Source organism: Actinomyces sp. ICM47 (genome assembly GCF_000278725.1).
Taxonomy (GTDB): domain Bacteria; phylum Actinomycetota; class Actinomycetes; order Actinomycetales; family Actinomycetaceae; genus Pauljensenia.
Window position 1 is genome coordinate 13,507 of record NZ_ALCA01000003.1, and the last position, 23,839, is coordinate 37,345.

General features: G+C 64.2%; 17 protein-coding genes. 10 read left to right on the plus strand and 7 right to left on the minus strand.

Annotation, left to right across the window (positions count from 1 at the left end; genetic code table 11):
• Positions 1-158 precede the first annotated feature (158 nt).
• The 6 genes from HMPREF1136_RS00105 (at position 159) to HMPREF1136_RS00130 (ending at position 5,172) form a co-directional block, all read left to right on the plus strand.
• The gene (locus HMPREF1136_RS00105; protein WP_009647265.1) at positions 159-521 is read left to right on the plus strand and encodes a GntR family transcriptional regulator; all 363 of its coding nucleotides are present in this window, start codon (positions 159-161) and stop codon (positions 519-521) included.
• 18 nt (positions 522-539) lie between these two features.
• Entirely contained in the window at positions 540-1,268 is a 729-nt protein-coding gene (locus HMPREF1136_RS00110) for an ABC transporter ATP-binding protein (protein ID WP_009647266.1), read from the plus strand.
• Positions 1,268-2,080, plus strand: coding sequence for a hypothetical protein (locus tag HMPREF1136_RS00115; protein ID WP_009647256.1), 813 nt, complete (start codon positions 1,268-1,270; stop codon positions 2,078-2,080). The genes HMPREF1136_RS00110 and HMPREF1136_RS00115 overlap by 1 nt, the downstream gene beginning before the upstream one ends.
• 86 nt (positions 2,081-2,166) lie before the next feature.
• Positions 2,167-3,156: an AlbA family DNA-binding domain-containing protein gene (locus HMPREF1136_RS00120; RefSeq protein WP_009647257.1), complete on the plus strand. Its 990-nt coding sequence runs from the start codon at positions 2,167-2,169 to the stop codon at positions 3,154-3,156.
• Between the two features lie 39 nt (positions 3,157-3,195).
• A complete protein-coding gene (locus HMPREF1136_RS00125) occupies positions 3,196-4,296 on the plus strand; it encodes an ankyrin repeat domain-containing protein (protein ID WP_232204133.1) in 1,101 nt (366 codons plus the stop codon).
• 39 nt (positions 4,297-4,335) lie between these two features.
• On the plus strand, positions 4,336-5,172 hold the full coding sequence (locus tag HMPREF1136_RS00130) for a hypothetical protein (RefSeq protein ID WP_156791809.1): 837 nt from the start codon (positions 4,336-4,338) through the stop codon (positions 5,170-5,172).
• A 1,175-nt stretch (positions 5,173-6,347) separates the two neighbouring features.
• Here the strand turns inward: HMPREF1136_RS00130 and HMPREF1136_RS00135 are convergent.
• On the minus strand, positions 6,348-8,195 hold the full coding sequence (locus HMPREF1136_RS00135) for a DEAD/DEAH box helicase (RefSeq protein WP_009647275.1): 1,848 nt from the start codon (positions 8,193-8,195) through the stop codon (positions 6,348-6,350).
• Positions 8,196-8,446: 251 nt separating this feature from the next.
• Between HMPREF1136_RS00135 and HMPREF1136_RS00140 the strand changes: the two genes are divergently transcribed.
• Positions 8,447-9,076 (plus strand): ferritin-like fold-containing protein, encoded by a 630-nt coding sequence (locus HMPREF1136_RS00140; protein ID WP_009647260.1) that lies wholly within the window; start codon positions 8,447-8,449, stop codon positions 9,074-9,076.
• A gap of 82 nt (positions 9,077-9,158) precedes the next feature.
• Here HMPREF1136_RS00140 and HMPREF1136_RS00145 read toward each other — a convergent pair whose 3' ends face one another.
• Positions 9,159-9,386, minus strand: coding sequence for a DUF3107 domain-containing protein (locus tag HMPREF1136_RS00145; protein WP_009647269.1), 228 nt, complete (start codon positions 9,384-9,386; stop codon positions 9,159-9,161).
• A 78-nt stretch (positions 9,387-9,464) separates the two neighbouring features.
• Here HMPREF1136_RS00145 and HMPREF1136_RS00150 point away from each other — a divergent pair, with 78 nt between their 5' ends.
• The 3 genes from HMPREF1136_RS00150 to HMPREF1136_RS10780 all read left to right on the plus strand — a co-directional run bounded on the left by HMPREF1136_RS00150 (position 9,465) and on the right by HMPREF1136_RS10780 (position 17,283).
• On the plus strand, positions 9,465-12,650 hold the full coding sequence (locus tag HMPREF1136_RS00150) for a UrvD/REP family ATP-dependent DNA helicase (RefSeq protein WP_009647250.1): 3,186 nt from the start codon (positions 9,465-9,467) through the stop codon (positions 12,648-12,650).
• A gap of 19 nt (positions 12,651-12,669) precedes the next feature.
• On the plus strand, positions 12,670-16,092 hold the full coding sequence (locus tag HMPREF1136_RS00155) for an ATP-dependent DNA helicase (RefSeq protein WP_034504152.1): 3,423 nt from the start codon (positions 12,670-12,672) through the stop codon (positions 16,090-16,092).
• 192 nt (positions 16,093-16,284) lie between these two features.
• The gene (locus tag HMPREF1136_RS10780) at positions 16,285-17,283 is read left to right on the plus strand and encodes a hypothetical protein (protein WP_156791810.1); all 999 of its coding nucleotides are present in this window, start codon (positions 16,285-16,287) and stop codon (positions 17,281-17,283) included.
• 1,053 nt (positions 17,284-18,336) lie between these two features.
• Here the strand turns inward: HMPREF1136_RS10780 and HMPREF1136_RS00165 are convergent.
• From HMPREF1136_RS00165 to HMPREF1136_RS00185, 5 genes are all read right to left on the minus strand, one after another.
• Positions 18,337-19,104 (minus strand): GntR family transcriptional regulator, encoded by a 768-nt coding sequence (locus HMPREF1136_RS00165; protein WP_009647276.1) that lies wholly within the window; start codon positions 19,102-19,104, stop codon positions 18,337-18,339.
• 379 nt (positions 19,105-19,483) lie between these two features.
• Positions 19,484-20,683 carry a glycosyltransferase family 4 protein gene (locus HMPREF1136_RS00170; RefSeq protein ID WP_009647253.1) on the minus strand — a complete coding sequence of 400 codons (1,200 nt, stop codon included), beginning with the start codon at positions 20,681-20,683 and terminating at the stop codon, positions 19,484-19,486.
• Positions 20,676-22,028 carry a lipopolysaccharide biosynthesis protein gene (locus HMPREF1136_RS00175; RefSeq protein ID WP_009647268.1) on the minus strand — a complete coding sequence of 451 codons (1,353 nt, stop codon included), beginning with the start codon at positions 22,026-22,028 and terminating at the stop codon, positions 20,676-20,678. The genes HMPREF1136_RS00170 and HMPREF1136_RS00175 overlap by 8 nt, the downstream gene beginning before the upstream one ends.
• Entirely contained in the window at positions 22,025-22,924 is a 900-nt protein-coding gene (locus HMPREF1136_RS00180) for a LicD family protein (RefSeq protein WP_009647252.1), read from the minus strand. The genes HMPREF1136_RS00175 and HMPREF1136_RS00180 overlap by 4 nt, the downstream gene beginning before the upstream one ends.
• Before the next feature lie 31 nt (positions 22,925-22,955).
• Entirely contained in the window at positions 22,956-23,813 is an 858-nt protein-coding gene (locus HMPREF1136_RS00185; RefSeq protein ID WP_009647274.1) for a LicD family protein, read from the minus strand.
• Between the last annotated feature and the right edge of the window lie 26 nt (positions 23,814-23,839).

Genomic DNA, 23,839 nt, shown 5'->3' on the forward strand with positions numbered 1-23,839 from the left:
GGAAAGGCCCGGAACCGTATGGTTCCGGGCCTTTCTCCGTGTCTGGAAACGTGCGAGTGTGTCAGCATGTGACTGAACTGTATTAGTAGGTTGACACAGTTTGGAAACTGTGTCATTGTATTAGTGTATTAATACAGCAAGACAGGAGGGACACATCGATGCGCATCGATGACACCCGCCCCATCTGGATCCAGCTGGCCGACAACTTCCGCGCCCGCATCACCGATGGCACGTGGAAGCCCGGCCAGAAGATCCCCTCCGTCCGCGACCTCGCCATCGAGGCCGGCACCAACCCCAACACCGTCCAGCGAGCCCTCGCCGCCCTCGACGACGAAGGACTCACCGTCCCCAAGCGGACGGCCGGACGATTTGTCGCCACCGACGACACTGCGCTACGCACCCTCCGCCAGGAGGACGCTCGCGCCGCAGCAGACGCCTTCATCCGCGCCTGCCGAGCCCTTGGTGTCGACCGCGAAGGTGCCCACGGCCTCGTGGATGAACGCTGGGATGCGGACCTGTAATACAGGAGGACAACTCTCATGACCACCCAACCCACAGGCGCGAGCGCGGCTGGCCCAGGCCTCGTCGAGGTCACCGGCCTGACGAAGAGCTACCGCTCGACCCCCGCTCTACGCGACTACAACCTGAGCCTGGAGGCCGGGCACATCGTCGGCCTCATGGGTCCCAACGGCTGCGGTAAAACCACGCTGCTCAAGATCCTCGCCGGAGTCCTCTCCGACTACCAGGGAACCGTGACCATCGACGGGCACGCACCCGGCGTCGCCACTAAGGCAATCGTCTCCTACCTGCCCGACGCCGACTTCCTCAACACCGACTGGACCGCTACCGACGCGATCCGCGTCTACTCCACGTTCTTTAGCGACTTCGACGCCGACAAAGCCGCCTCGATGATCGACTTCTTCGGACTGCCCACCGACCGCCGCCTCGCCGAGATGAGCAAAGGCATGGGGGAGAAACTCCAGATCAGCCTCATCATGTCCCGGCGCGCCCGCGTGTACCTGCTCGATGAGCCGATTAGCGGCGTCGACCCGGCGACGCGCGACGTCATCCTCGAGGGCATCCTGCGCGAGTTCGACCCCGCGTCGCTGCTCATCATGTCCACACACCTCATTTCCGACATCGAGCACTTCGTCGACTACGCGCTCTTCATGAAGGACGGACAGGTCCTCCTGCAAGGAGACGCTGACGACCTGCGGGCCACGCATGGCGATTCCCTCGACGCCATCTTCCGGAAGGAGTACCGCTGATGTACACCAAACTTCTTGCATACGAGATCCGGTGGCGTCTCGTCGCGGACGCGCGTTCCTTCGGGGCGTTCGTTGCTGTCATCGCGGTTGCCGCGGGAATCGTCGCCGCGGGGCTGCCGGGGATCAGCGGCTCCACCGTGATGCTCGCCTACGCCCTGTGCGCGCTCACACCGGCCGCCTGCGCGATCGCGGCCCTGGCCGACTACTGGAAGACCCTGTACGGGCAGCGCGGCTACTTCACGATGAGCCTGCCAATCTCCGGCACGGTCATCTTCTGGGCGAAGATCACCCGCATCGTGATCGAATGCCTCCTGGCCCTCGCCCTGGCCGTCGGCGGAATCATCGCGGTTGCCGCGGCCGCCGCGTGGAGCGACGGCATCAGCCTCGCCGAGTACACGGCCGGACCCCGTTCCCTCGTGGCCGGAATGCCCACATCTACCGTTGTCATCATGATTGCGGTGCAGATCGTTTTGTCGATGTCGTGGATCGTGCAGGGCTGCGCCGCCATGACGATCGGCGCGGAAGGCCGCTTCAACCACCTCGGCTTCGGCGCTCCCATCATCGGTTTCGTCTTGCTGTACATCGTGAACCAGGTGCTTTCCACGGTTGGCACGTTCTTCCTTCCGCTGTCCGTCACGACCGACGGCCATTTCTCCACAGAGATTATGTGGACCTCGTACCGAGCGACGATGGGAACCGACGGTCAACCCAACGTCATCGGCATCGGCTCCTACATCCTCGTGCCCCTGTTCGCCCTGATCCTGGGGCTGTGGGCGTCCCGCTCGATTGAGAAGCACACGTCCTTGCGCTGATGGCGTGATGCGCTGATCGGTGGTCGGCGGTGGGATAGGGTGGTGACATCCGATCCCGCCGCCGACTTTGTATATGAGGAGCGCAGATGACCGCTGGAGGGCCGCAGTTTAGGGCCACGCCTCAGAACCCCGACCTGCTGCGGTGGGTCGGCATCCAGGTCCTCCTTCTCGTCATCGCATGGCTCATCGGCTTGGTCGTGCGTCGCCTCCTGGCCTCGCGCATGACGATGTCCACGGCCTCGGCGACCCTCACCGGCCTCGGGGGCCTGTGGGGAGGCCTGCTGGTCGCTGGCTGGATCTTCGCATCCGCCGACATGTGGCGCCCCGCGATGATCGGCGTGGCCGCGGTGGTGGCCCTTGTCGTGGTCATCATTGTCTCCCTGATCGTCGCGTACCTGCACCCGCGCCCCGGCCTCGAACCCATCGCCGAGGTCGCCAAGCGCGGCGAATCCGACTCCCTCGAGTTCAAGTCCAGCGCCCGCTGGAACATGCGCGCCGGCAAGCGCGATGACGCCATGGAAACCGTCATCGCCAAGACGGTCGCCGCGTTCATGAACTCCGGCGGCGGCACCCTGCTCATCGGGGTGGACGACGACGGCCGGCTCATCGGGCTGGGTCCCGACTACGCGACCCTGAAGACCCCGGACGCGGACCGCTTCGAGCTGTGGATCCGCGACCTGTGGGGCCAGCGCCTGGGTACTAACGCGGCCGCGCTGCCCCTCCTCGACTTCGCCGAGGCCTTGGACCCCCAGGAGGGCTACGGACCCCAGGAAGTATGCCGGGTGACGATCCCGCCGTCCACGCGACCCGTGTACCTGAAGGGGCCCAAGGGTAAAGGCGAGGCCGAGCTGTGGGTGCGCGTCGGCAACTCCACGCGGCGTCTCGAGGTCGCCGACGCCGTGCAGTACGTGGTTCTCCGATGGCCCGAATCTGTGCGCGTCTCGCCGCTGACCCGCATCCGTCTGTTCCTCACCATGACCCGCCACCGCGAGACCCCCACCCGCCTGCCGCGCGTCGTCGAGCGCGTCCTCACGGAGCGCGCGAAGCACGGTGGCGGGTCTTCTGAGGGGGAGTAGGAGCGCGGTTAGACTGGCCTCAGGAACTCAGAGAGGAGAGTGGTCGGTGTGCGCCTGCGCAAGACCCTTCCGGCGGACATCGAGCAGATCATCGCCTCCGGTGATGTCGAGGCCGTGGCGCGCGCGGTCGCGCGCTGCGAGATCGGCGCGTACCTGCGAGGGTCCGCCTACGAGCCGAGGCTCATGCACTTCCCTGCCTCCGAGGAGATCACGGACTTCCTGCTGGCACGCGGCGAGGACATCAACTCGCGTGACCGGTATCAGCGCACTCCGATTCACGCGCGCGTGCAGTCGCGGTGCCTCGATCAAATCCCGCTGTTGATCGCGCGCGGAGGCGACATTAACGCCCGCGACACCTCCGACCAGACGGCGCTGTTCGGCGTCGTCGAGCGTTTTCCCGTCGCCGACGTGTCGCAGATGATTGCGTGGGGCGCGGATCCGCTGGTTGTTGCCGACTCGAGGGTCTACGGGAAGGCGACGCTTGTGGAGAACGTGGTGGCCTGGCACAACTTCCTGGACACGCCGCGCGCGCTCGCGGTCATTCGGCTGCTCCTGTCCGTTGGGGCGCCCGTCGGCGAGCGTGTGCCGACCGCGCTGCGGTCGATGGACCGGATGCGCTGCACGTTCCTCACGCACGGTCTCCCGGATCATCTTTCGCAGTCGCGGGTTGACGAGGCCTCGGCTGCGTTGTCGGAGCTGTGCGCCCTGTTCGGGGTGGAACAGCGGGAGGCGCAGCGTGCGCCTGTCGTGGGGGAGACGCTGGAGCTGGATCCGTCCGTGCCCGCACTGCGTCAGTATGAGGAGCTGTGGGATCTGCTTGTGCCCGACAGCGGCCAGTGTCGGACGCTGCAGGGCGAGGTTATTCGCATTGCGGGGCGCGTCGGTCACGAGGTCTACGACAACGGTGGTATCAACTGGGATCGCTCTTTTGGGAAGCTGATGGACCAGTATCTGCGTGTTGTCTCCTCCGGCGTTTCGCTGCCGTCTGATTCTCTGTCCCGTGCCGAGGCCGCCGTCGCCTCCCTCAAGTCTCGTTCGATGTCCCACGAGGCCGTCGACGACATCACGAAGCTGGCAGTGGCGTGGGTGCGCTTGAACCCGGTCCTGGTGGAGCTGAATCTGCCCGACGTGGGGCGGTGAGCGGGCTAGGTGTAAAGCTTGCGGTGGTACACTGTAAATATGGGTAAGCGAATTCCTGGGCGGCTGCGTCAAAGGCGCGTTGCTGTCGCATATGGCGTGGTTTGGGGTCTCTTGGTGGTCGCGATCGCCTTTTTCTCCTGGAACACGCTGAGGATCATCTCGGTTCAAATTGACGAGAAAGATGTATGGTCAGTTTGGAAGATCTATTGTCTTCCGCTTTTATTTCTTGTGGGATTTATAGTGGTGAGCCAGATAATATATTGGCGACGAAAGGTCTGGCAACAAAGTCGACCGATCCTAACGATGCGACTGATTCTCATCTTTGTTTTTGTATTATTTTTTCAATGCGTGCTTGCCGTTCCCAATGGGATTGGATTGGGGTTCTACCTTGGGAAAGGGGACCCCGAGCCGGGGCTTGTATCCACACAAGAAGTAATCTTTATTTGGGTGCTTTTCTTGGTGGGGGCGTTGTTCCAGTGCATACTGATCAAGTTTGAGAATAGGCAAGCGGAGGTGGATAAGGTCGTCGGCGGCATCCTTATCATCATGGGCATCATGATGCCAAAATTACTTGAATCGTGGACTCTTCTCAGTGTTCATTGCGGCATCGGAAATTGCACGCCTGATCAGTTCGAGGTCTTTGTGTTGTTTAAGATGGGTATTGCGTACGCCGTCGGTCTGTCCGTTATGTTCGTTGTTGGCTTGTTTTCGGAAACGATCATAGGGTTCTTTCGCTCGTCTGAGGAAAAGCAAACGCTGGCAAGCCCGTGTGGTTCAGGTGATGCTGTATCCAAGCAGCTGATGAGCGCTGCTGTCAGCGGTCTCGTCGCAGGTGTATGTTTCTCGGTCGCGAGCCGTCTCTTCGGTCGTCGTTGAATTGTCTGTCGTGTTGTCACTGAGGCTATCGCTGAGTCCATAGCTGAGCTGTCGCAGACAGAGTCCATGCCGCGCATGCTTCCCCAAAATGTTGCACGTAATTCGCGAATGACTATTTCAAACATTGAATCCATATCGTTGGAATTCCAACGATTTCGGCGGTGTGTGGATTGGCGCTTGGGGGAATTAGGCGCGAAATTGGGGGCGGTGTGCTGCAAGAAGCTGCTGATGGAGTGGTTGCCCCCTCGCAGGCCAAGGAAATGCAGGCAAGTGCGTGTGGTTCGGGTGGTGCTGTGTCCAAGCGGCTGATGAGTGCTGCTGTTGGTGGTCTCATCGCAGGTGTATGTTTCTCGGTCGCGAGTCGCCTCTTCAGTCGCCGCTGAACTGTGTTGCCTTGCGCTTTGACTGGCGAGTTGAGGCAGGTCTCCGCGTCGCTACTTGTTACTAAGTGGTGTTACACCACTTAGCGGGGTATTACACCAGCTCGGAGGTGGTGTAATGCTCGCTAACTGGTGTAATGCTCCCTAAGTGGTGCAGCGCTGTGCGGCCTGGGTCTGTTGGACGCCGGCGTGGTCGGCGCTGGCAAGGGGATCCGCGATCATGCTTGTTGTCGATGAGGCGGTGCACCCGATCCGTAGGCATTACACCCCTTCTGATCGGGTGCAGCGCGACGGATCGGGTGTAGCGCCTCTTGTTCGGAGCCGGGCGGGTATTTCGAGGTTGTGCGGCTGCGTCTGATGCTGCCGCTTGGGTGTGTCGGGAGGGAATGCCCGCGGTTGGGCTTGTTGTGGGAGGTGGTGCACCCGATCCGTAGGCATTACACCCCTTCTGATCGGGTGCAGCGCGACGGAACGGGTGCAGCGCAACGGATCGGGTGCAGCGCGACGGAACGGGTGCAGTGCGTACCGAGTCCAGTGCTCACCGTACCCGTGTGTGCGAGCCGGAGCTACGTGCGTCAACGGCGCAGCAGAGCTTCGCCGTAGGAAAACAAACAGGGGGAGGGGGCCAAGCCTTGCGGCTCGGACCCCTCCCCATGCCGTATCAGCGCGGTGATATCTCCGCGTGAGCGCTACGACGACCGGCGTGTGCATCAGCTGCGCGGCGCGCCCAATGACGGGTCGGCTATGCCTCAACCCTGAGTGTCGGCAGTGCGCAACCGCGCTACCGCCGCCGTCTCACTCTGCGTTCTTGCGGCGGCGGATGCGCTTGCGGGTGCGGGGCGCGCGCTCAGAACCAGCAGCAGAACCGGAGCCAGCCGAACCAGCGGCACCAGCATCACCGGAACCCGAACGCTGCGAGTGTTCGCCGCGGCCACGGCCACGCGTGCCGCGGTCGGAGCGGCCACCCTTGCCGGCGTTCAGCGTGCGATCACCGTCCTGGGAGCCACGACGCGACCCGCGCGAACGCGACGCGTCCGAGGAAGAAGCCGAAGCACCACGCGACGAACGCCCACGGCCGCCACGCGAGCCGCCGCGCGAACTCCCACGCGAACCCGAACGCGACCCGGAACGGCCGCCACGGCCTCGTCCCTCGGAGCGGGGAGCGGAGCCGCCCAGGTCTTCGAGGACCTCGGCGTCCAGGCCCGCGCGCGTGCGCTTGGCGCGCGGCAGGCGACCGGTCGTGCCCTCCGGAATGTCCAGGTCGGTGAACAGGTGGGGGGAGGTGTGGTAGGTCTCGAGCGGATCCGGCACGCCCAGGCCCAGGGCCTTGGAGATGAGCGACCAGCGCGGTGTATCGTCCCAGTCGACGAAGGTGACGGCCGTACCGGAATGCCCCGCGCGGCCCGTGCGGCCGATGCGGTGGATGTAGATCTTCTCGTCTTCGGGGCACTGGTAGTTGATGACGTGCGTGACGTCGTCGACGTCGATGCCTCGCGCGGCGACGTCGGTGGCGACCAGGACGTCGACCTTGCCGTTGCGGAAGGCGCGCAGCGCCTGCTCGCGGGCACCCTGGCCGAGATCGCCGTGTAGCGCGCCGACCGCGAAGCCGCGGGCGGTCAGGTCCTCGCCCAGGCGGGCGGCGGTGCGCTTGGTGCGGCAGAAGATGACGGTGCGGCCGCGGCCTTCGGCCTGGAGGATGCGGGAGATGACCTCGACCTTGTTCATGGCGTGAACGCGGTAGATGACCTGCTTGACCGTGTTGACGGTCTGGTTCTGGTCGTCGGGGTCCTGCGCGCGGATGTGGGTCGGATGGACCATGAAGCGGCGTGCGAGGGCCACGACGGGGCCGGGCATAGTCGCGGAGAACAGCATGGTGTGGCGGTTCTCGGGGACGCGGCCCAGCAGGGTTTCGACGTCGGGCAGGAAGCCCAGGTCGAGCATTTCATCGGCCTCGTCGAGGACGACGGTTTCGACGCCGGACAGGTGCAGGTGGCCCTTGCGCAGCAGGTCGATGAGGCGGCCGGGCGTGCCCACGACGATGTCGGCACCGCGCTGGAGGGCTTCGATCTGGGGTTCGAAGGCGACGCCGCCGTAGATTTCGACGATGCGGGTCGACAGGTACTTGGCGGCTTCGCGCAGGTCCTGGGCGACCTGCTTGGTGAGTTCGCGGGTCGGCAGGATGATGAGAGCCTGCGGTTGGTTCGGGTTGAGCAGGTCCTCGTAGCCCTCTTCGTCTGGCGCGATGACGTCCTCGAGGACGGGGATACCGAAGCCGAGGGTTTTGCCGGTGCCGGTCTTGGCCTGGCCGATGATGTCGTGGCGGTCCAGCGCGGGGCCCAGGGTCAGGGCCTGGATCGGGAAGGGGTGCGTGATGCCCTTGTCTTCGAGCGCGTCAACAATCGGGTCGGTGACGCCGAAGTCCGCGAAGGACTTCTTGTCGAGGTTGTCGCCGCCCTTGTCAGTAATGTCCGGGGTGGCCTCTTCGACCTCGGGTGCTGCGGGATGGATGTTGCCGAGGCGGACGACGCCTGCGGAGTATTCGACGGACGAGGCCTGGGCGGGGGCCTGCGCGGAGGGCTCGGCCTGCGTGGTGGCGTCGTTGTCGGGGGTGGGCTCGAGGGCCTCGGTGTTTGTGGTGGTCACGATCTGCCTTGTCTCCCGGGCTTTTCCGGGGTTGGGGTCGGTGCCGATCGCGCAATGTCTAGCGCGGGGATTCTCGTCCGCGCGAACGTGTGATGTGCAAAAAGAATGCGACCGGGCGTCCGGTGGTCGCTTTTCAGTGTAATCGTGTGAAGCGGGCGAGCGGGGGAGGTGCTGGTCACAGAGGGGGTGAGAACGTGTGGATTGTGTGGACAGTGGGAGCCAGGGCGCTTGTCAGGCACTATGCTGGACTCATGGCTCACGAATATGTTTCTGTCCCTGCCGACGACACTGACGTCCTTGGTATTCTCGCGTATTCTTCGCTCGCGTTTATGACGCGCCTGGCGAAGGACGGAGAGCAGGCCCCCACGTTTGAGGCACACGTGGAGCACGCGCGCATGGCTGCGCAGTGTTTTGCGCTGTATCAGCAGCTGGAGGTGTGGTGCGAGCACCGTGACTTTGACTTGATGGAAGCCGCTAGTGCGTTTACGAGCGCGTATGACGATTTGGATGCGCGCACCCGTCCGACGACGTTCGCGGAGCGCTCGGTGAAGACCTTCATTACGCGCGGCATGCTCGGTGACATGCTGATTCGTGTTGCCCGCGTCCATGGCCTGTTTGAGGGCATCGAGGACGTGTGGCCCTTCGAGCAGGGGCATTGGGTGCGCGCGCACCTGGGACCGCAGATTGAGGCGGACCCGCAGCTGGCGGACCGCCTGTCTCTGTGGGGTCGACGCGTGGCGGGTGAGGCCCTCGGCCTCGTGCGAGCCACGCTGTTCACCTATCCGCAGCTGGCGATGACGCCGGACAATGTCGATGAGATCACGGAGTACGTGATCAAGCGTCACGGTGAACGTATGAAGGACATTCACCTGAAGGCCTGAGGCTACAGGGGATAGACGAGGCCGGGGAGCGCGAGCGGTTCAGTTCCGCAGTTCGTTCCCCGGCCTCGTTCGTCTGTGCGGGTCAGTGGATCGCGAAGCCGACGCGACGCTCGGTCTTGCTGGCGATCTGCACGTAGCCGAGGGCGTTGGCGGGAACGAGGGTGCGCTGGCCCTTGGTGTCGGTGAGGTCGAGGACGCCGTTGGGGGTGGTCAGGGCCTCGTGAACTTTGGCCATGAGCTCGCCTTCGGTCATGTCGACGTCGAGACCGAGCTGGCGCGTGTTATCGCGAATGCCGATGAAGATCTCCATGTTGACTCCTTGCTGGAAAATGTCGTCACGCCCATCATATGTGCCGCAGATGTGGGTGGGGTCTGCCAGTATTGCGTCATGAGCGAAATCAAGGTCAGGTTGCGGCGTCGCCCGGAGGGTTGGTGGCGTCTTCCTGCGCTGAATGAGGCGCAACGCGCGGTTGTCGAGGGAGCGCAGCACTCGGATGTGATTGCCCGCGGGGCACCGTCGTCGGGGCGCAGTACGTGTGCGCTCGCGGTGTTCGAGCAGGCGGTCGCCCGGGGCCATTCCGCGTTGATTCTCGCTCCTGATCGCACGCGCGCTGACGTATTGACGCCGCGCGCGCAGGCGCTCGGCCCGTCGGTGGTGCGTCCGGTGCGCACGCCCGCGTCGTTTGCGTATCAGGTGGTGGCGACGTGGCGCACTCAGCGCGAGGTCCCTTTGGAGGGCGTGGAGCTGGTGACGGGCGCGGCCCAGGATCAGCTGCTGGCGGAGCTGTTGCAGACCGTGGAAGCACCCTGGCCCGAGGATATTGGCGAGCAGATGCGCGCGATGCCGGCGTTTCGCGCGGAGCTGCGTAACCTGGTGGCGCGCGTGGGCGAGGCCGGGATGGACTCGGAGAAGCTGGCGCAGGCCGGAGCACGTTTTGGGCATCCCGAGTGGGAGGGGGCGGGTGCGATTGTTGCCGCCCTGGAGGAGGGCCCCGAGCGGTCCCCGGAGTATCCGCAGACGCTGCGCGTGGACCTCTCGCGCATCCAGTCCCTTGCTGCGGACCTGATTGGCGCGTGGAAAAGGGACTCTAAAGCGCGTGGCGTGCAGGCTCCGTGCCCGGTGCCGGATGTCGTCATCGTGGATGACCTACAGGATTGCACGCCCTCAACGCTGACGCTCCTGACCGCGTGCCGGGACGCGGGTGCCCGCATCGTCGCGTTCTCGGATTCGGACGTGGCCGTGGCTGGGTATCGTGGGGGAGAGCCGCACCTGGACCGCAGGCTCGCTAGCGCCCTCGGCGTCGAGATCGCTGAGTTGGGTCAGGTGTATGACACGTCCCGCGTCGTGCGTGACTTGGCTCGACAGGCCTGCTCGCGTATCGCGCAGTCGGGGTCGCCCGCGCGACGCGACGCGGACGTCGCCCAGGATGCGCCCACGGGTGCTCTGGTGACGCACCTGGGTGCCACGCCCTCGCAGATGGGCGCACTCATCGCCCGCGCCCTGCGTGCCCGGCACCTGCATGACGGCATCGATTTTGCGGACCAGGTCGTCATTGTGCGCAGCTCCTCCATGGTTGCTGAAACCAGGCGCTACTTGGCGCGCGGCGGCGTTCCCCTGGCCGGTGGCGGGCGTGCTTTCGACTTCGCGTCGCAGTCCACGACGCGCCTTCTCTTGGACCTCGTGACTATTCCGACGAGGGAGAGTGATACGGACGTGGCCGTTCGGCGGGAACTGGCCGAGCGCCTCTTGCCGTCGGCTCTGGTCGGGGCGGACGCCCTGGCAGTTCACCGGCTGCTGCGCCGTCTGAATGCCGCGCGCGCCTTGGCCGCCGAGGAGGCGGGCGACGAGGCCGCGGTTATCCCGCTGACGGTAGCCGACCTCGTCGATGATCCCGACACGTGGCGACCCACGCTCGAGAAGGGGGCCGAGGCCCCGGGTCGGCGCGGGTGGAACGACCGAGCCCTGGCGCGTGTGCTGACGAAGGCGGCGCGCATGTGGGAGTTGGCCCGCCAGCGCGACACGCGCCCACAGGAACGCTTGTGGGAGCTGTGGGAGGCGTGCGGCGTCGCCGAGGACTGGCGCTCGCGTGCGATCCAATCGGACGAGGCCTCGGCGTGGTTTGACGATCAGCTGGACGCGGTCGTGGCTCTCCTGCGCGTTGCGGATGTGTGGGAGCAGCGCAACCCAGCCGGTTCCGCCGTGCAATTCGCTTCCGAGTTGCTTTCCGGATCGGTTCCTATCGACACGATTTCGCGCGTGGGCGTGCGCCCCGGCGGCGTCGAGGTCCTCACCCCCGCGCAGGCGATGGGCCGCCACTGGCAGGTCGTGGTTCTCGCGGGCGTGCAGGATGGGGCATGGCCGAACATGCGGCTGCGTGACCGGATTCTGCGCGCCGACCTGCTCGCGGACGTGGGCGCGGGCCGCACGGTCATCGGCGACGACGGGCGCGAGGAACTCATCGACTCTACGCGGGCCGCGCGCCGAGCCGTGCTGGACGACGAGTATCGTCTCTTCGTGGCTGCTGTGACGCGCTCGCGGTGCTATGTGCACGCGGGGGCTGTGCGCTCGGAGGATGCCGCGCCCTCCGTGTTCTTCGACCTGGTGGCGCGCCTGGCGGGCACGCCCCGAGAGAACGACGTGGTGCCGCTCGATGCTGTGGAGGCACCCTTGTCCCTGCCCGGGCACATCGCGGATCTGCGCGCGCGTGCGGCCTCCTCCGATGACACGGTGGACGCCCAGCTTGCGGCGACGCTCCTGGCTCTCATGGCCCGTGAGGGCATCACGTCGGCGCAGCCGGAGCGCTGGCTGGGCGCGGGTGGTACACCCACGACCAACGAGGAGTATCAGGGCGACGTGAAACTCTCTCCGTCTCAGTTTGAGCGGGCGTTGGCCTGCCCTCTGCGTTGGTTCCTTACTACTATCGGCGCTGACGGGCCGTCGAATGCGGCGGCCAGCTTGGGAACCCTCGTTCACGCGCTGGCGGAGGAGAATCCGCACGGCACACCGGAGGAACTGACCGAGGCGCTCGAGGCGCGTATCGAGGAGCTGGGCTACAACCTGGACACGTGGGCCGGACGGCACGCGGATCGCCACGCTCGCGCCATCGTCGACAACCTGGCTTCCTACCTGGTGGGCGTGCCCGGCCGGGTTGAGGTCGAACAGATGGTGGAGGCCCAGGTGGAGGGAGTGACGATTCGTGGCCGCATGGACCGCCTCGAGCACGTCGACGAGGGAGTGCGCGTCACGGACTTGAAGACGGGCAAGGGCGGGCACAGCGCGAAGACCGTCCCGGACAATCCTCAGCTGGCGGCCTATCAGATGGCCCTCCTCGCCTCGGGGGAGCAGGTGGCCGGGGCGCGTATCGCGCTGCTCGGTGGGGACAAACCGAAGACTTTCGATCAGAAGCCCCTGGAGGGGAAGACGCTGGAGGAGTGGCGGGGCAAGGTACGCGAGGTCGCTGCCATTGCGCGCGGCCCCTATTTCGAGGCGACCCCCTCGGAGGATGCGTGCCGGTACTGTTCCTTTGACCGGCTGTGCCCGGCGCGTGAGCGCGGCCGCAAGGTGGTGGAGTGACGTGGGAAAGGACAACGCCATGAAGCTAAGCGCGATGCAGATCCAGGCAATCGTCGACGCGACGAAGACGCCGACGCCGGAGCAGGTACGCGTGGTCGAGGCCCCACGCCGCCCCCTCTTGGTCGTCGCGGGTGCCGGGTCGGGTAAGACCGAGACCATGTCGATGAGGGTGCTCTGGCTGTTGGCCAACCACCCGGACCTGACCCCGGCCTCGATCCTGGGCCTGACTTTTACCCGCAAGGCGGCGGGGGAGCTGGGCGACCGCCTGCGCGAGCGTATCCGCCTGCTGTCGCGTGAGATGCCGCAGATGCGCGAGCGTCTTGACGAAGACCCGGTGGCCCTGACCTATAACTCCTTCGCGGAGCGTATCGTGTCCGAGCACGGGATGAGGATCGGCATCGACCCCGATTTCGCCATGCTTTCCGAGGCCGGTGCGCTCGACCTGATGACGCAGATCGTCGAGGCGTGGCCCACCGACTTGGACGAAACACTGAGTCCCACCGGCGTGGTGGGTAAGATCCTGCACCTCGCCGGTGAGATCGCCGAGCACGGCTACACGGTCGAGACTGCGCGCGAGGCCCTGGAGGAGTTCGGCCGGGAGCTTGAGCAGGTGGGCCGGGGAAACGAAGCGGCTCGCAATGTCATTGATGCAAACCGTCGCCGTCTCGCGTTCCTAGGGCCTATCGAGGCTTACCAGCAGCGCAAGCGCGACATGGGTGTTCTCGATTTTTCGGACCAGCTGGTCCTGGCAACGCGCATCGTGCGCGAGGCACCCTCCGTGCGCGCCGCGCTGCGCGACGAGTTCCGCGCGGTCCTCCTCGACGAGTTCCAGGACACGTCCGTCATCCAGATGGAGCTACTCTCCACGCTGTTCGGCGACCACGCCGTTACTGCGGTGGGCGACCCGAATCAGGCGATTTACGGGTGGAGGGGGGCCTCGGCCTCGTCCCTGGAGACGTTCCTGGAGCGCTTCCAGACGGGGGTCGCCGAGGAGGACCAGACCCTCACCTTGTCCACCGCGTGGCGCAACGACGTGTCGATTTTGGACGCGGCGAATCGCGTGGCAGCGCCGCTGCGGGAGGTAGCTTCCTATCAGCAGGGTAAGGATGCACTCAAGGCGCAGTCGCCTGTTCTGGTGCCTCGTCCGGGCGCGGGGCAGGGCAGGGTTGAGATCGCCTATACGCAGGCCTACGACCAGGCCCTGGCGGCGATGGTCGACTTCGTGCAGCGGGTGCGCTCGCAGCCGGTCAAGGACGGCAAGCGGCGAACGGTCGCAGTCCTCAGCAGGCGTCGCAAGGACTTCCCGCTGATTGATGCCGCCCTGCGGGAGGCCGGTATCCCCACGGAGATTGTGGGGCTGGGTGGCCTGCTGGATCAGCCCGCTGTGCAGGACGTGCGTGCGGCCCTGGAGTTGGCGTACGACGTGGCGGCCTCCCCGTGGCTGGCGCGCCTCCTGGCGGGCATCGACCTGGGGGCCGCCGACCTGATGGCGCTGGGGGACTGGGCGCGCTTCCTGGCGCGTGCGGAGGGGCTGAATCCTCATCAGGCCGTGCTTCTCGATGCTGTGGATCGTCCGCCGACGCCCGGGTGGGCCGACGAAGGCCGTCCTGCGATCAGCGAGGAGGCGGTGCGCCGCGTGCGCCTGCTGGGCGAGCGCCTGCAGCAGGTCCGTGAGGGCGTGGGGCGCTCAATCACGGAGCAGGTCGAGCGCGCGATCCTCATCATGGGGACCCTGGATGACGTCATCGCGGATCCTCTATCGATGGGTGGGCGTGCCGCACTGGACGAGTTCATCGCCGTGACCGCGGCCTACGAGAAGGAGACGCCCGGCGCGTCCCTCGGGTCTTTCCTGGCCTATCTGGATATGGCGGATAAGCGCGAGGACGGACTCGATGCGCCGCTGGGTGAGCCGGATCCCAAGGCCGTGCAGATCCTGACGATTCACGGCTCGAAGGGCCTGGAGTGGGACGGCGTCGTCGTCTTTGGTATGAGTGACGGCGTGTTCCCGTCGCATCGGAGCAAGACGCGGTCGTGGCGGGATGAGCCGCCCAAGTCGACGGCTTGGGTGACGGATAACGGCGCGTTTCCTCACCCGTGGCGTGGGGATAAGGCCGATCTGCCTCCCTTCGAGTTCGATGTCGAGGGCGAGAAGAAGCCGTCGACCGCGTTTAAGAAGTGGTTGGAGGGCGAGTACGGTGCCTCCCTCGGCGAGCATGCGGAGCGTGAGGAGCGTCGCCTTGCGTACGTGGCGATGACGCGTGCGCGCAGCGCGCAGTTGCTCGTGGGTTCGTGGACCTCGCAGATGGACAAGAAGGTCAGGCATCCGTCGCGCTACCTCATGGAGGCCAGTGCCGAGTTGGTGGGTCAGACGGAGACGGTCTCGGAGGATGTTGTTGAGCGGTTAGGCCAGGGGGCCGCGTGGTCCTCAGGTTCTTGGCGTGACGTGGGGGTGGAGTCGGCCGACGGTTCAGCCGTGTGCGTGCTTGCTCCGGCACCGTCGAAGGAGGAGCAGGCGAGCCTCGGCGGGGCGCAGACATCGGAGGCTTTCCCGCCCGCCCCCGGCCCGTCGCGTCAGCGCGTCGCGGCTGCGGCAGCTTCTGTGCGCGCTCAGATGCGGGAGCTCGCGCAGGATCGGGATGTGTTCGAGGCCTTGGCCGAGCTGGGTGATGACCCCGTGGTGAGGGACACGGTTGCCCTCATTGAGGAGGACCGATTGGGGCGTCAGGTGCCGGTCGTGGACCTGTGGGCCGAGCGCGTGCCAGCGACGTCGGTGTCGGCGATGCTGCAGGACGCGGATGAGTTTGCGCGCGATATGCGCCGACCGATGCCGGTTAAACCCAGCTCGTTTTCCGCCCTGGGCACGGTTTTTCATGCGTGGGCCGAGCGCGAGCTGCACGTCGCGGGAGCCGATCCTGTGTCCGAGGCCGTGGATCCTTCTGCGGTCACGTCCGGCGAGGACGTCGCGTTGGCTGGCGGTGACGACGGGGCAGACGAGGTCCTGCTGACGGTGAAGGAACGCGAGCTGCTCGAGAGGCTGCGCGAGAACTTCCGCGCGTTCGTCGCGGGGGAACTGGCGGATTACCAGGCCGTCGCCATCGAAGAGGCCTTCTCTGTGGAGGTGGGTGGCGTGTCCGTGCAGGGCCGCATCGACGCCGTCTTCGAACGCGTGAGCGGGGAGGGACAGCGCTTCCTGGTAGTCGACTGGAAGAGTGGTCAGCCGGTTACGCGTCAGACGAAGCCGGAGAAGCTGGCCTATTTTGCGACGCAGCTACGCCTGTACCGGCGTGCATGGGCTGCCCGCATGGGCGTCGATCCCTCAGAGGTCGGCGCGATGGTCGCGTTCCTGGCGGGGCCGTCGCACTACACGCTGGAATCGCTTGAGCGGATGCTTGGCGGCGGCGTGCAGCCGCTGGACGAGGCCGTGAAGGGGGTGCTGGGATAAGGTATCTGGTCCTGAAGTGAGTGGGCCAATAATTTATCGTATTGGTGATACGAGATTGATAAAGAGTAGTATGTGTGATTAGTTGATTTCAGCTCTTTGCCTTCCTTGTCGCTGAGCTGTGAGTGCGCGTGCTGTAATGATTTGTATTGCTCTCTAATTGTTTTGTATTTCAAATGATCTAGGATGTGTGCGTTGTCAGTTGTCTTATCTGTCGCGTTGGGTGTTATTGGAGGCTTATCGCTCAAGGCCTTTTATTCCATGGTTCGACAAGTTTCTCCACGTTCCTACACTTACAGTGCTTCGCATCTTGAGCGTAGCCGCGGGAAAGTGGCAGTGCAGTATGCTATGTTCCGCGTGTTGCCTGTGTTTGTTGTTTCTCTTGGAATCGTTGTCACGGCCGTTCGTTTAGGACTTGACGAAGCGGTTTCTCTGGTTGTGTGCACAGTTCTTTTCGTATTGCTGTCATCAGTTCGTTCGATTGTAGGGAGAATGGCTGCAGAAGGTGGCGGATCTGCTTTTCACACTCTGCTGCAGTCTATCAGCGTAGTGGTGACTATCGTTGTTGCCTACTGTGCGTACAGTTGTTCTTCGGCGCTTGCTATCTTTGTGCCCGATCCTAGTGAGTTTGTTAATGCTGTCTGGACGGCTGTATTCGTTGGCGTTGTTTACTGTTTTATTTCTGATGTTACTCGCAGGTCCTCTTATGTGGGCATTGAAGAACGTATTGAACTTGTTGTACGAGATATTGGTGGAGGCCTGTGGGAATGGGCGAGGAGTGCTGCTGAGCGCGAAGGTGTTCCCTGGTGCGTAATTGGAGCCGTTATTCTCGTTGAGGTAAGTGAACGACCTGCATGGATGCGATATCTTGAGCGCCTTGGGTCAGGAATTCTACTGAATAAGGTGATGATGAGTTTTGGGGTGACTCAGGAACAGTCGCGCGTTCCTCTGAGTGACAAGGAAGCCATTTTGCGAACAATCGGTAGTGCTAAGCGTTTTCTTGGAGAGAAGACTGTTAGTACCCTGAAGAAAGTCGCAAAGGTGCGTTTTGTTGATCTGTCTTCAGATGAATTACAGGTGCGGCGTAGGGCATTTGAGGACGTGCGACGTTTCGCTATGAGCCGCAATCCTGATTCTCGTTATGGGGATATGGTTTCTCAGTTTGCGCGAGAAATGAATGATTTAGGAAAGTAAATTGTTTCGAGGCATGGGTCTGTCTTTTGGGTACAACCGCGCTGAGGGGGAGCACCAGTACCTGAGCGGAGCTGGCGCCGTCCGTCACCTGGCAGTGTCATAGGGTGTAAGCAATTTTGTGTGGCGGTGTGGCTGTTTGGAGGCAGGTTATGGGGTGTCGTCGGTTGCTTGGTCCCCTGGATCGCGCGGTGATCATGGTGGGGTTGGAGGCAGGTTTGTCCCAGGGGCTTACTGGCTCTTCGCATTTAAGGGTGTAGGAGGTGTCGGAGTGGGCCGGAGTGGGCCGGAGTGCAGGTGGTGGCGTGGGCGGCGTGCCCATCCCGCCGCCAGTAGGGCCCAGGTGCGCATGGAGGGGTGTGGCGGTGAGTGGTTCGGTGTGCCAGTTCCGCGTTTGTTCTTGTTTGTTGGGGCGCTGCACCCGATCCGTAGGCAATGCACCTCTTCTGTTCGGGTGCACCGCCACGTAACGGGTGCACCGCCACGTAACGGGTGCAGTGCCCCCGTGCTTGTGGCGGTTGTGGCGGCTGTCGGGGTTGCGGGGGTCTTCTGTGCTTGAGTTGTCTTCCGCTTGGGTTGTCTTCCGGGCTTGGGGTGTCTTCTGCTTGGGTCTTTGTGGCGCCTCATGTTGTGGTTCCTCAGAAATGTCGCACGCAATTCCCCGACATGTATTTCAAACGTTGAAATCGCACCGTTGGAATTGCAACGTTTTGGGGTGCTGCACAAAGTTCGGGTATCCGAATTGCGTGCGAGTTTTGGTTGATGAGGCTCCCGAGGCGAGCTCCTGTGTTCGGTCGTCGTCCCACGACACTGTCCACAATCCCCGGGACGCTTCGAACACCACCCCCACACCCCAAAATACGAAGAGCCGGCTTACTCCCCGCCAGATCAGCGGACGCTTGCGCGAGGAGGCGTGTGACACACTGCCCCAGAGCTACCCTCGGCTACCACACCCCAACAGAAGCATTCAACGAACTCATTACTACCATCCATTGACACCACCGGATGTTACGAGCAGTATCCGCGTTCTGTGGGGACGAATTATCAAATTCCTTGTTATTGCGCGAAAAGATTGGCCTCGAAGGAGTAGCGCGATGCGCGGTAGATATGGTCGCCGTACTCCACGATGCGTCCGGAGGGATCGTATGTCGTGCGCTGCGTCGTAAGCAGGGCAGCACCGCGGTGCTCGGACAGAAGCTTGGCCTCCTTGGTGGTTGCGGTACGTGCCCCGATGACCTGTCGGGCTGAGGTGAGGGTGACGCCTCGCTCGCGCATGAGGTCGTAGAGAGAGCCAGACTCGAGCTCCTGCATCGTGGGGGCAATGTCCGCTGGGATGAGATTTGTGAGTACAGCGATCGGTTCGTTGTTCGTAAAGCGCGTGCGTTCGATGTGAACGATCAGCGTTCCTGCCTCGATCTTCAGCGCCTCGGCCTCGGCCTCCGTGGCGGGGTGCGCCTCGTAGCGCTGGATCGTCGTCTGTACCTTGTGGCCGGCCTCAACCAGGTCCTTCATGAGTGAGGTGAGTTCCAAGGGGCGGTGAACCTGGCTCGGGGAGACGATCGTGCCGACGCCGCGGCGTCGTGTCAGGAGGCCGCGGTCGACGAGACGCTGTAGGGCCTGGCGCGCGGTTGGGCGTGAGACGCGCAAGCGAGCAGCCATCGATAGCTCGTCTTCGAGTCGAGTGTCTGCGGGCAACGCTCCGGTGTTGATGAGTTCAGCGATGGGTTCGGAGATCTGAAAGTACAACGGAACGGGAGAAGAGCGATCCAGCGTAATGTCCGGGATGTAAGGCGTGCTAGTGGCAGCCTTGGATGCGTTGGGCATAGGTGACCTTCAGTATGGCAGGACTTTGGCCTCGTGAAACAAATACAGTTACATGGTATCAGGATCCATAGGGAGGTGGAGTAGCGGCGCGTCGAGCTGTATTGTATGGACAAAGTGAGGTGATTGTGTGTCGATAAGGCATATGTGGTAGGTCAGGCTTGAGAGCCGCACCAATGGGGAGAAAAGGCCAACATGTTGCTGGATCGTCGCAATGTAGATATTCCGACAATGGGCCGCTTGGGCATCGACGTCAAGCCCAAGGGCCTGATCCCAGCGTCATTCCGAGATCAGGCCCTATAGGAAGCCGCACAATGGCTACGAATGAACGCGGCCAAGCTTTAGGACATAGGACAGAGCGCCCCTGGGATGGCGGTCCCGCCTAGCGCGCCACGGCCTCGTCGATGACGGAGGCGACTTCGCGTGCAACGGACGCCCAGGTGAAGTGCTCGCGCACGCGTGCCCCGACGGCGGCGGCGCAGGAGGCGCGGTGCACGGGGTCGGTGACGGCTTCGCGCAGGGCGGGTACGAGGGCGTCCGTGAGTTGCGCGGACGACGCGCCGTCGACGATCCAGCCGAGGGCGGGGGAGGTGATGACCTCTTCTGTGCCGCCGCGCGGCGTCGCGATGATTGCGCAGTCGCCCAGGGCTGCTTCGAGGATGGAGGTGGGCAGGCCTTCGGGGTACATGGATGGGTAGACGAAGACGTCGGAGCGGCGGTAGAGGCTCATGACGCCGGGGAAGTCGAGTTTGCCGAGGAAAGAGACTGCGGGGTCTGAGCCGTATCGGGCATGCAGCTCGTCCTCGATGGGGCCCGAACCAGCCACGGCTAGGCGGAGAGGAACGTCGGGCAGCTCGGCGCGCAGGCGCGCGAAGGCGTCGAGTAACGCGACGATGCCTTTTTCGGCGATGAGGCGGCCCGCGTAGGAGATGACGATCTCGGAACCCTTGACTCCGCGTGGCCACTGGCGTTCGTAACGGTCATCGGCCACCGCCGTGTCCTCGGGGGTCACCGCGTTGTACCACACGCCCGAGGCTTTGATCCTGAAGTGGCGCAGCCACTTGTTGCAGTTGCGGGAGACCCCATAGTAGGAGGTCACGTGCTTCTTGACGAAGTGGGTGAGGCCGTGCTCGTAGATGCCGCCAAAAAAGTCGAGGACCGGGTTGCCGACGCTCATGTGCGCGGTGCCGTGCTCGATCAGGGCGACCGGGCGGCCCAGGCGATGTGCGAGGCGCGCGCCGAGCAGGCTGGTCAGGTGGAAGCGCGTGTTGACGATGTAGAAGTCCGCGTTCTCGGCCTCGACGGCCGCCATCGTTTCCTTGAAACGCTCGTCGCGCTTGAAGAAGGGGTAACGCTGCTTGAACAGGCCTTTGGTCGGCAGGCGGTAGATGCGCAGGCCGTCCTTGTCCTCGAAGCGGGGCAGGGATTCGTCGTGCAGGGACGTGACGATGAAGACGTCGTAGCCGAGAAGTCGCAGCTGCTCGCTGAGGCGATCCTGGTAGCGTTCGATCCCACCCAGGTAGGGCAGGAAGAATTCCATGAAGATGGCAACTTTGACGGGGGAATGAGAGCGGTCAGCCATTGACGGACTCCGTTTCGATGGGCGCGTTGCGGACGGGGATGAGCATGAACGCGACGAAGAGGATCGCGAGCAGGGCCATGGTTGAAGCATAGGCCAGGGACGCGCCCATCATGGCGAAGGAGCGCACGAGCGGCGCGGCCGCCAGGTAGGCGGTTCCTCCCGCGATCAGGAACGCCACGAGGACTGCACGCAGGCGACGCATGGTCGCCAGCGCGTAGTAGAGGATGACGCCGGCTGCGTTGAGGGCGCCACCGAGGACGAGCACCATCAGTTCGGGCAGGTAGTCGGACACGTCCGTGCTGTACACGAGGGTCAGCAGGGGAGCGCCGATAAAGTAGGTGACGACGGCGACGAGCACGAATGCGCCCGCGGTTGTGACCAGGCCTCGGCGCACGATGGCGAAAAACTCGGTGCGCTTGCCTTCGGTCCAGCGCAGCGCCATGCGGGTCAGCAGCGGGCGGAAGACGAACAGGGAGAGCATGTTGATCGCGACCGCCGGCATGTAGATGATCGCGAAGACGCCGAGCTGCTCGTCGCCGAGGGTCGAGTGGATCGCGAAGCGCGGCGCGTTGGCCAGGTACTGGTTGAGGAATGCGGCGATGAACAGAGGCAGGCATTCCCACAGGATCCCGCCGATACCTCGCAGATTGAACGAGGGGAGCAGGGGAAAGAGGCCACGCGCGGGCAGCCCGTAGGCGACGACCAGCACGAGGCAGGTGACCGCGAAGGTGACGAGCGTGGACAGGAGCAGGTCCTGGGTGAACCAGTACAGGCCCGACCACAGGAAGGTCGTGGTGAAGATGCGCGCGAAGCAGGCTTTGCCCGCGATGTCGAGGCGGCCCGAACGCTGGAATTCCGAGTAGTAGACGTCTTCGAAGGCGTCGAAGATGCGCAGGAGTGCCATGGCCGCGATGACGGTAAAGGCTGGGTAGGGGTCTTTCGTGGACGCGGTCCACGAGTGGTAGGCGATGAGGCCGACCATGACCAGGCAGGTGAGCAGGCGGGTCGACAGGTAGGTGCCGAAGTCGAAGCGCCGTCGCACGTCGGTGACGTGGAAGGTACGCACCTCGTACAGGCCGACGGTCTGGTACTGCTGGCCGATCGCCAGGGCCAGGGTGAACAGGCCGTACTGGGCGCGCGCGAACGTGTCGGTTGCGCCCGAGCGCATGATCGCCACGCCCATGATGACCACGGCCAGGCTCGACATGAGGGAGGCGGCGGTGTTCCACAGGTAGTCGCGTCCCAGCTGCCCGCGTGACTCGAGGGCCTCCTCGGTGGTTTCGACTGCGGCGTCCGGGTCCGAGGCCTCGGGCAGGGACGAGGCCGTGGTGTCCTTCTCGCTCACTCGTCTGCTCCGTCCTGCGAGGCGGGGCCGGGGTCGCACGGGCCAAACACGATGTGGAAGGGTTCGTGCGTTTCACGGTCCTGCGGGTCCGGCACGCGCATGTAGTCGCCGTAGCCGCGGGTGAGCACGACGTCGTAGGCCGCCGGGATACGCACGGTGATGTCGTCGAAGGGGACGGACTTCGCGGGGAACAACTCACCCTCCGACGCGCTCCAACGCCGGGGATCGCGCGTCGAAAAATCGCCGTACAGCATCGTGCCGTCGGGAGCCATCTGCGGGTTCTCGCGGCCCTTCAGGGCGGATCGCAGCCAGCGGCGGTACAGGGAGGCCTCGTTCACGCGCAGTGCCCGCATCCCCCAGTGCGCGCACCCCATGGCCACCGAGGCCAGCTGGCGTGCCGGCGTGGGCAGTCCCGTTGGCGGGTTGGGGATCGAGCGCAGGAACATGAGGCGCGCCCACAGCCACGTGCCGCGCGACTGGGAGCGGAAGCGCGCCGGGTCTGCCGCGATCTGGTCCAGGACGAACAAGTCCACGCCGATCGGCATACGGAAAGAGCGGTCCTTGGCGACCTTCGAGACGAACTCGGAACCCTTCAGCCCCAGCACACCGAAGCTGATCGGATAGTTGGGGTGCGAGGCCGGGGACGCGATGAAGAACTCGTCCCCGAGGAGCGCGGGGGCCTCGGCAATGAAACGCTCGTAGTCCTCGCGCGGCATGCACACGTCCCCGTCGTCGTCCCATGGGATGAAACCCTGGTGACGCACAGCGCCGATCGCTGTGCCGCCGTAGGCGACGTAGCGCACGCCCAGGAGGGAACATACGCGGTCAATCTCAGCCAGGCATCGCTTGGTGACGCGCTGGATAGCTGCCAGAGTTGCGGGATCTGCCGCGCTCATATCTCTCCGATCCTTCGATGGGACCTGGGGCTTACAGGGAGTCGGCGTAGGGGCCGAAGTCGATGACGGCTGCCTCGTGGTTGTACCGCTTCTCCGGCGGGGGCAGCTGCATGTAGTCGCCGTATCCGGCGCGCAGGAGCGAGTCGTACTCGTGCTGGATCATGACGGTGATGTCTTCGAAGGGGACATCCAGCGTCGGGAAGAACTCTTCCTCGCGCACGATCCAGTTCTGCGGGTCACGCATCGTGAAGTCTGCGTAGACGCCCGTGCCCGTTCCCTCGTAGCGGCGAACCGCCTTCTCCCAGCGTTCCTGCAGGCTGCGCGGGGTCGCGCGCACGGCCTTCAGACCCAGGTGTGCCACGGTCGTCGCGGAGAAGATCAGCGCCTTTTTCCACGCGGGCGTGTTAATCAGGTGGGGGCGAGGCGTGCCCTGCAGGAAGAGGAGGCGGCCCCACAGCCACGACTGGCGAGACATCTTCCGGAACGCCTTCTCGTCGGCAGGAATCTCATCCAGGGGCAGAATGTCCAGAAAGAACGGCATGCGGTACTTCGAGTTCTTGTCCGCCTCGGGGATCAGGAGAGTGCCCGGCATGACCATCTTCGTGAACATGAAGGGGAAGTCCTCGCGCGTGCGCGTGTTGTCCAGGCGGAAACGCTCATCCAATAGCGCGGGAGCTTCCGCCAGGAAACGCTCATAGTCGGCGCGCGTCATCATCACGTCGATGTCGTCATCCCAGGGGATGAAGCCCCCGTGTCGAATCGCGCCAATCGCGGTGCCGCCGTAGACCGCGTAGGACACTCCGATGCGTCGGCATACCCGGTCCAATTCAGCCAGGATCAGCGTCAGGAGTTTTTGGACCTTGCGCAGGTCGGCGTCGGGCGTCGTCATAAGTCCTCCGAATACGACTAAGCGGG

What these genes read in the sequence shown, in the direction of transcription:
- HMPREF1136_RS00105 (WP_009647265.1), top strand. Translation starts at nt 159, where the DNA reads ATGCGCATCGATGACACCCGCCCCATCTGGATCCAGCTGGCCGACAAC.
- HMPREF1136_RS00110 (WP_009647266.1), top strand. Translation starts at nt 540, where the DNA reads ATGACCACCCAACCCACAGGCGCGAGCGCGGCTGGCCCAGGCCTCGTC.
- HMPREF1136_RS00115 (WP_009647256.1), top strand. Translation starts at nt 1,268, where the DNA reads ATGTACACCAAACTTCTTGCATACGAGATCCGGTGGCGTCTCGTCGCG.
- HMPREF1136_RS00120 (WP_009647257.1), top strand. Translation starts at nt 2,167, where the DNA reads ATGACCGCTGGAGGGCCGCAGTTTAGGGCCACGCCTCAGAACCCCGAC.
- HMPREF1136_RS00130 (WP_156791809.1), top strand. Translation starts at nt 4,336, where the DNA reads ATGGGTAAGCGAATTCCTGGGCGGCTGCGTCAAAGGCGCGTTGCTGTC.
- HMPREF1136_RS00140 (WP_009647260.1), top strand. Translation starts at nt 8,447, where the DNA reads ATGGCTCACGAATATGTTTCTGTCCCTGCCGACGACACTGACGTCCTT.
- HMPREF1136_RS00145 (WP_009647269.1), bottom strand. Translation starts at nt 9,386, where the DNA reads ATGGAGATCTTCATCGGCATTCGCGATAACACGCGCCAGCTCGGTCTC.
- HMPREF1136_RS00150 (WP_009647250.1), top strand. Translation starts at nt 9,465, where the DNA reads ATGAGCGAAATCAAGGTCAGGTTGCGGCGTCGCCCGGAGGGTTGGTGG.
- HMPREF1136_RS00155 (WP_034504152.1), top strand. Translation starts at nt 12,670, where the DNA reads ATGAAGCTAAGCGCGATGCAGATCCAGGCAATCGTCGACGCGACGAAG.
- HMPREF1136_RS00165 (WP_009647276.1), bottom strand. Translation starts at nt 19,104, where the DNA reads ATGCCCAACGCATCCAAGGCTGCCACTAGCACGCCTTACATCCCGGAC.
- HMPREF1136_RS00170 (WP_009647253.1), bottom strand. Translation starts at nt 20,683, where the DNA reads ATGGCTGACCGCTCTCATTCCCCCGTCAAAGTTGCCATCTTCATGGAA.
- HMPREF1136_RS00180 (WP_009647252.1), bottom strand. Translation starts at nt 22,924, where the DNA reads ATGAGCGCGGCAGATCCCGCAACTCTGGCAGCTATCCAGCGCGTCACC.
- HMPREF1136_RS00185 (WP_009647274.1), bottom strand. Translation starts at nt 23,813, where the DNA reads ATGACGACGCCCGACGCCGACCTGCGCAAGGTCCAAAAACTCCTGACG.